The 6,349-nt window shown below is 70.4% G+C and carries 7 protein-coding genes; 6 read left to right on the plus strand and 1 reads right to left on the minus strand.

Features of this window, described 5'->3' with window-relative positions; genetic code table 11:
• Nucleotides 1–19: 19 nt before the first annotated feature.
• A complete protein-coding gene (locus ACH47Z_RS40860; RefSeq protein WP_399083630.1) occupies nt 20–520 on the plus strand; it encodes an NUDIX domain-containing protein in 501 nt (166 codons plus the stop codon).
• A gap of 73 nt (nt 521–593) precedes the next feature.
• Here ACH47Z_RS40860 and arsM read toward each other — a convergent pair whose 3' ends face one another.
• Nucleotides 594–1,487 (minus strand): arsenite methyltransferase, encoded by an 894-nt coding sequence (gene arsM, locus ACH47Z_RS40865; RefSeq protein WP_399083633.1) that lies wholly within the window; start codon nt 1,485–1,487, stop codon nt 594–596.
• Between the two features lie 106 nt (nt 1,488–1,593).
• Between arsM and ACH47Z_RS40870 the strand changes: the two genes are divergently transcribed.
• The 5 genes from ACH47Z_RS40870 (at nt 1,594) to ACH47Z_RS40890 (ending at nt 6,024) form a co-directional block, all read left to right on the plus strand.
• Nucleotides 1,594–1,965, plus strand: coding sequence for an ArsR/SmtB family transcription factor (locus ACH47Z_RS40870; protein ID WP_399083636.1), 372 nt, complete (start codon nt 1,594–1,596; stop codon nt 1,963–1,965).
• Entirely contained in the window at nt 1,962–2,696 is a 735-nt protein-coding gene (locus ACH47Z_RS40875; protein ID WP_399083639.1) for an aquaporin, read from the plus strand. The genes ACH47Z_RS40870 and ACH47Z_RS40875 overlap by 4 nt, the downstream gene beginning before the upstream one ends.
• A gap of 31 nt (nt 2,697–2,727) precedes the next feature.
• Entirely contained in the window at nt 2,728–3,150 is a 423-nt protein-coding gene (locus ACH47Z_RS40880; protein WP_399083642.1) for an arsenate reductase ArsC, read from the plus strand.
• 541 nt (nt 3,151–3,691) lie between these two features.
• Complete coding sequence (locus tag ACH47Z_RS40885) at nt 3,692–5,344, plus strand: sensor histidine kinase (RefSeq protein ID WP_399083645.1); 1,653 nt, start codon at nt 3,692–3,694, stop codon at nt 5,342–5,344.
• Nucleotides 5,335–6,024 carry a LuxR C-terminal-related transcriptional regulator gene (locus ACH47Z_RS40890; protein ID WP_399083648.1) on the plus strand — a complete coding sequence of 230 codons (690 nt, stop codon included), beginning with the start codon at nt 5,335–5,337 and terminating at the stop codon, nt 6,022–6,024. The genes ACH47Z_RS40885 and ACH47Z_RS40890 overlap by 10 nt, the downstream gene beginning before the upstream one ends.
• Nucleotides 6,025–6,349: the final 325 nt, after the last annotated feature.

The following is a 6,349-nucleotide window of genomic DNA, read 5'->3' on the forward strand; positions in this document are numbered from 1 at the left end:
CGACGAAGGGACACCGACCGTGGCTCAGCCGAACACCGACGACCAGCCCAAAGCCCTCCCACCCGCCCTCGAATCCATGACCCTCCTCGTCGCCGCCGTCATCGTCCACGACAAGGCCACCAACCGCGTCGTCCTCCTCCAGCGCAGCCAGAACGCCAAGTTCGCCCAGGGCATGTGGGACCTGCCCGTCGGCAAGAGCGAGCCCGGTGAGCCGATTACCGAGACCGCGGTGCGCGAGCTGTACGAGGAAACCGGCCTGACAGTGAAGCCGGAGGCCCTGAAGGTGGCCCACATCATCCACGGTGCCTGGGGCGTCGAAGCTCCCAACGGTTTCCTCACCGTCGTCTTCGCTGTCCACGAATGGACGGGCGAGCCCGAAAACCGCGAGCCGCGCAAGCATGCCCAGGTCCGCTGGGTCGACGCCGACGCAATCCCTGAGGAGTTCGTCGACACCACTGCCAGCGCCCTTCACCGCTACCTCAGTGACGGTCCTCAGGTCTCACTTGACGGATGGAAGTAGCAGGCAGGTGCTCAGCCGCTACTGGGCCCGGCCCCTCCAACTGGGAAGAGGCCGGGGCCTCAGGGTTTGTGCCTCAGCTGGTGCAGCCGCACCCCGATGCGGCCTTGGCCTCGGTGGCGGTCTGGACTGGGTCGACCGCTGCCTCGGCCGGAGTGCAGCAGGCGTTGACGCCGCAGCAGGCGTCGGGCGACTCCTCAGCCTCGGAGGACGTGTCGGTCGTTACCGGCTTGGTGGCCCGGACGATCGCCGAGTGCATTCCGTCCGCGACCGTATGGGTCGGGGTGATCTCGATGTCCGTGAACCCGGCGGCTTCCAGCCCTGCGCGGTATTCGGCGAAGGACAGCGCGCCGGCGATGCAACCGACGTAGTCACCGCGCTCGGCACGCTGGTCGGGGCTGAGTGAGTCGTCGGCAACGACGTCCGAGACGCCGATACGCCCACCCGGCTTCAGAACACGGAAGGTCTCCGCGAACACGGCGGGCTTGTCGACGGACAGGGTGATCACGCAGTTGGAGATCACCACGTCGATGGTGTTCGCGGGCAGCGGGATGGACTCGATGGTGCCCTTCAGGAACTCGACGTTCGTCGCGCCGGCCTTCTCGGCGTTGGCAAGTGCCAGTGCCAGCATCTCGTCGGTCATGTCCACCCCGTACGCCTTGCCGGTGGGGCCGACGCGTCGGGCCGAGAGCAGGACGTCGATGCCGCCGCCGGAGCCGAGGTCGAGGACGCGCTCACCCTCCCGCAGCTCTGCGACGGCGGTCGGGTTGCCACAGCCGAGGGAGGCGGCGACGGCCTCAGCGGGCAGGGCGTCGCGCTCGTCGGCGGCGTACAGGGTCGAACCGAAGTTCTCATCGACCTCGACCGGCTGCGGCCCGCAACATGCGGCACCGCCCTCGGTCACCTTCACGGCCGCCGCGGCATAGCGCTGGCGGACGGTTTCACGCAGGTCACTGGACTGCTCGCGCATGACTCACTCCCAGGTGACGGGGCATGGCGGTGCCCCGGGAATGGCCTGTATTGACGTTCATTGATGCAACCTTGCGCCTTGAATCGAAAAACGTCAACATAGAGGCATGTCGAAACAAGAGCTTGAGGTGATCGTGCAGGACGCCGCCTGCTGCCCGGGGCTGTCCTCACCACTGGATGAGGACCAGGCGGCCGAGCTGGCCAAGGTGTTCAAGGCCCTGGGCGACCCCGTCCGGCTCCGGCTGATGTCGATGATCGCCTCCCGTGGCGAGGGCGGCGAGGTCTGCGTGTGCGAGCTGACGCCGGCCTTCGAGCTGTCCCAGCCGACGATCTCCCACCACCTCAAGCTGCTCCGGCAGGCCGGGCTCATCGACTGCGAGCGGCGCGGGACCTGGGTGTACTACTGGGTGCTGCCCGGTGTCCTGGACCGGCTCGCCGCATTCCTGACCGCGCCGCAGACCGCCGGAGCCACCGCGTGACCGCGTCCCTGGGCCGCCGTGTCGCCGCAGAAGCCATCGGGACCGGGCTGCTGGTCGCGGTCGTCGTCGGCTCCGGGATCCAGGCCACCGAGTTGTCGCGAGACGTGGGCGTGCAGCTGCTCGCCAACTCCCTCGCCACCGTCTTCGGCCTGGGCGTGCTGATCGCCCTGCTCGGGCCGGTCTCCGGCGCGCACTTCAACCCGGCCGTCACACTCGCCGCCTGGTTCACCGGCCGCCGCAAGCCCGACGGCCTCGCCCTGCGAGACGTGGCCGCGTACGTGCCCGCACAGATCGCCGGGGCCGTTGGCGGGGCGATCCTGGCCGACGCGATGTTCGCCAAGCCGCTGGTCCATTGGTCCACGCACGACCGGTCCGCCTCTCACCTGTGGCTGGGTGAGGTGGTCGCCACGGCCGGGCTGATCCTGCTGATCTTCGGGCTCGAACGCATCGGGAATGCCTCCCTCGCGCCGGTGGCCGTGGCCTCGTACATCGGGGCCGCCTACTGGTTCACCTCCTCGACCTCTTTCGCGAACCCAGCAGTCACCATCGGCCGGGCCTTCACCGACACCTTCGCCGGAATCGCCCCCGCCTCCGTCGCCCCGTTCATCGCTGCCCAAATGGTCGGAGCCGAGCTCGGGCTGGGCGTCGTCATCGCTGTGTACGGCCGTCCCGCCCCCGCCGGGGACAAGGTCGTCGTCCCACACTGCGAACCCGAACTCGCCTCCTCCTGACCCACTCCGCTCTCCCGGAAAGACGCCTGCCATGAACACCCCCGCCCCGCGCCCCTCGGTCCTGTTCGTCTGCGTCCACAACGCCGGCCGCTCCCAGATGGGCGCCGCGTTCCTGACCCACCTGGGCGGTGACCAGGTCGAGGTCCGGTCGGCCGGCTCCGCCCCCGCCGACGCGGTCAACCCCGCCGTGGTCAAGGCAATGGCGGAGGTCGGCATCGACATCTCCGCCGAGACACCCAAGGTCCTCACCACCGAGGCGGTGCAGTCCTCGGACGTGGTGATCACGATGGGCTGCGGGGACGCCTGCCCCGTCTTCCCCGGCAAGCGGTACCTGGACTGGCAGCCGGACGATCCCGCCGGACAGGGTGTCGACGCCGTCCGGCCGATCAGGGACGCCATCGAACAGCGGGTACGCAACCTGTTGGCCGAGCTCGGCATCGCCGCGGCGATATGACCACTACGAGCCGGCTCGGCGGGATCGCTACCGCGCCGGTGACTCGTCGCGCTGCTCGCAAGACGCAAACCTGCTGCTCAGCGGCGCCTTATGCGTGAGCGATGCGTGAGCGGACGGTGCGGCACGAGCCGTCACGAGCCGCACCGCGCATCACAACGCACATGCTCTGACCAGGCAGTTCCGGACACCGGAGCAGTGTCCGGAACCACCCGGCAAGCTTTGGCCAGGACTTTTAATCCATTGGTTGTGGGTTCGAGTCCCACAGGGCCTACGGCACGTAGGCGAGGGTTACCCCCTCTGACCTGCTACGCAGCGCTCGGGTCGGCTTCGGTCGGCTCGGGCGCTGACTCGTTTTCGGGGTCGTGCGTGAGCGGATGTGCCAGTGGCCAGCGGATCGGCTGCGGCTCGAGGCTTTCCAGCCGGGGTAGGTGTTTGCCTACCTCAGAAGTAGGTTTCGGCCCATGGCGCCTGTTGGACCCCTCGCAGCAGCATGATCCCCAGGCCACAGCGCGTGGCCGGGAAGACGAGGCGAGGGGCGGATATGTGGCCGTTTCCGGTGGGCGGGTCGCCCTGGCCGGCGGGCGTGCTCGTGGCGTTGACCGCGATCTGCGCTGTGCTGGCCGTCAGGGCGGAGCAGGCGCGGGACCGGTCGGGGCGCTCCGGGCGACCGGCCGGGCGGATCGGCTGGCCGGTCGTGGCGGGACTGGTGGGTACGGCCGCGTACGGCAGTGTGCCGGCTCTGGTGCTCGCCCTGCACAACACCGCCGGAACGGGCGGCTACGTCGTCACCGTGCCGGATCTGCAACCCGACGGGCTGCTCGCGACGGCGCTGCTGATGGCCGGTCTGCTGGCCACCACGCTGCTCCCCTCGGCGCGCGTGCCCAGGCGGTGGGTGCTGCCCGTGGTCGCAGGGGTGACCGGCGAACTGCTGGAATGGACGTACTGGCTCACGCATGCGCTTACGCGTTCCTCTGTTTCCTACGGCCTGACACCCCTGAATGTCCTGGTGGGCTGTGTGAGCATCCCGGTGCTCGCCGCCTTCGCCGGTGTGGCTCTGCGCCGGCCGGCGAACGGCCGGCCCGCACGTCTGGCCGGAGCCGGTGCGCCCAGGTCGGCGCGCTGGGCCCTGCTGCTGCCCGCCGTCGTGGTGATGACCGGCGATCTGCTCGGCCTCGATCTGTGGCAGTCCGCGTCGCCGGGCACCGGGATCGGGCCGGCGGTGATGGCTTACCTGGTCGGGCTGGCGCTGCTGGCGGCCGTCGTGGCCGGGCTGGTGCGGTGGCCCAGGGCGGCGGCGAACCTGGCTGTCCTGGGGCTGGTGGGGATCGGGGCGTACGACATTGCCCAGAGCGGGTTCGGGCAACACCTGGTGGAGGTGCGGAAGTTCGGCTCCCCGGGCGTGCCGGCGCCGTCCCTCGACTTCGAGATGGTGGCTCACCACGCGTCGGTCCTCGGCGGTATCCAGGGGGCGGTGCTGCTGGCCCTCGGGCTCTGGCTGCTGCCGAGGACCGTGCTGGCGGATGCCGGACGGCTGCTCGGGAGGGGGCCGGACCCGGCGCTGGCCCGGCGGGTGCGGGAGCTGACCGAGACGCGGGCCGATGCGGTCAGTTCCGCGGCCGCGGAACTGCGCAGGATCGAGCGGGACCTGCACGACGGCGCACAGGGACGGCTGGTCACCATCGGGATGAACCTCCGGGTCGCCGAGGAGATGATCCACAGCGATCCGCACGAGGCCGCCGCACTGGTCGTGGAGGCCCGCGTCGCCTCGGCGGCGGCGCTGGAGGAACTGCGCGGCCTGATCAGGGGGATGCACCCGCCGATGCTGGCCGACCGGGGTCTGGGGGAGGCGGTCCGGGCGCTGGCACTGGACCTGCCCCTGCCGTGTGAGACCGAGATCGAGCTGTCCGAACGGCTCGCCGCCCCGCTGGAGTCGGCGTGCTACTTCGCCGTCGCCGAGGTGGTCACCAACGCCGTCCGGCACGCCTCGGCACACGGCCTGCAGATCCGGATGGCCCGGACGGACGGGCTGCTGCGCATCGAGGTGGTCGACGACGGGGTGGGCGGCGCGGATCCGACCAGGGGTACCGGGCTGGCCGGGGTGGAGCGACGGCTGGCGGCCTTCGACGGCATCCTGGCGGTCAGCAGCCCGCCCGGGGGGCCGACGATCGTGGTCATGGAGGTGCCGTGCGCGTAGTCGTCGCGGAGGATCTCTTCCTGCTCCGGGAGGGGCTGGTCCGGCTCCTCAAGGCGCGCGGGTTCGAGATCGTGGCGGCCACCGACAGCGCGCCGGGCCTGCTCGGCGCCCTGCTGGAGTTCCGGCCGGACCTCGCGATCGTGGACATCAGGCTGCCGCCCACCCACACCGACGACGGACTCCGTGCGGCGCTGACCGCCCGGGAACGGATACCCGGGCTGCCGATCCTGCTGCTCTCGCAGTACGTCGAGCAGATCTACGCCCAGGAGTTGCTCGCCGACCAGGCCGGAGGGGTCGGCTACCTGCTCAAGGACCGGGTGTTCAGCGACGACCAGTTCGTCGACGTGATCCGTACGGTCGCCGCGGGCGGCACGGTCATGGACCCCGAAGTGGTCACCAAGCTGCTCGGCCGCCGCAGCCGCGGCGAACGCGAACCCCTCTCCAGGCTTACCGAGCGGGAACGCCAGGTGCTGGAGCTCATGGCCGAGGGACGCTCCAACAGCGCCATCGCGAACCGGCTCTTCATCAGCGAGAAGGCCGTGTCCAAGCACAGCACCAGCATCTTCACCAAGCTGGAGCTCGCCCCCTCCGACGACGACAACCGCCGCGTGCTCGCCGTGCTCGCCCACCTCATGTCCGTACCGCGTGAAGGCCGTATCCAGCCCGGGGAGGGTCCGTGACAACCACGCCGTTCATGAACCAAGAGGGAATGACGCGCCGTCGCATGCTCGGAGCCGCGCTGGCAGTCGGGGTCGCCGTGCCGATCGGCGTCGCAGGTCAGGCGTGGGCGGCTTCGACCGCTGCCCCGGGTCCGGTGCAGCTCACCCTTCCCGTGCCCACCGGACCGTACCCGGTGGGCACGGTGCCCCTGCACCTCGTCGACACTTCACGTCCCGATCCCGTGGCCGGACCCGGGCACCACCGCGAGTTGATGGCCAGCCTCTGGTACCCCGCCCGGAGCGTCGAGCGGTATCCGCCGGCCCGTTGGACGTCCCCCGCCGTGGC

It is taken from the genome of Streptomyces sp. NPDC020192 (genome assembly GCF_044388685.1).
Classification (GTDB): domain Bacteria; phylum Actinomycetota; class Actinomycetes; order Streptomycetales; family Streptomycetaceae; genus Streptomyces.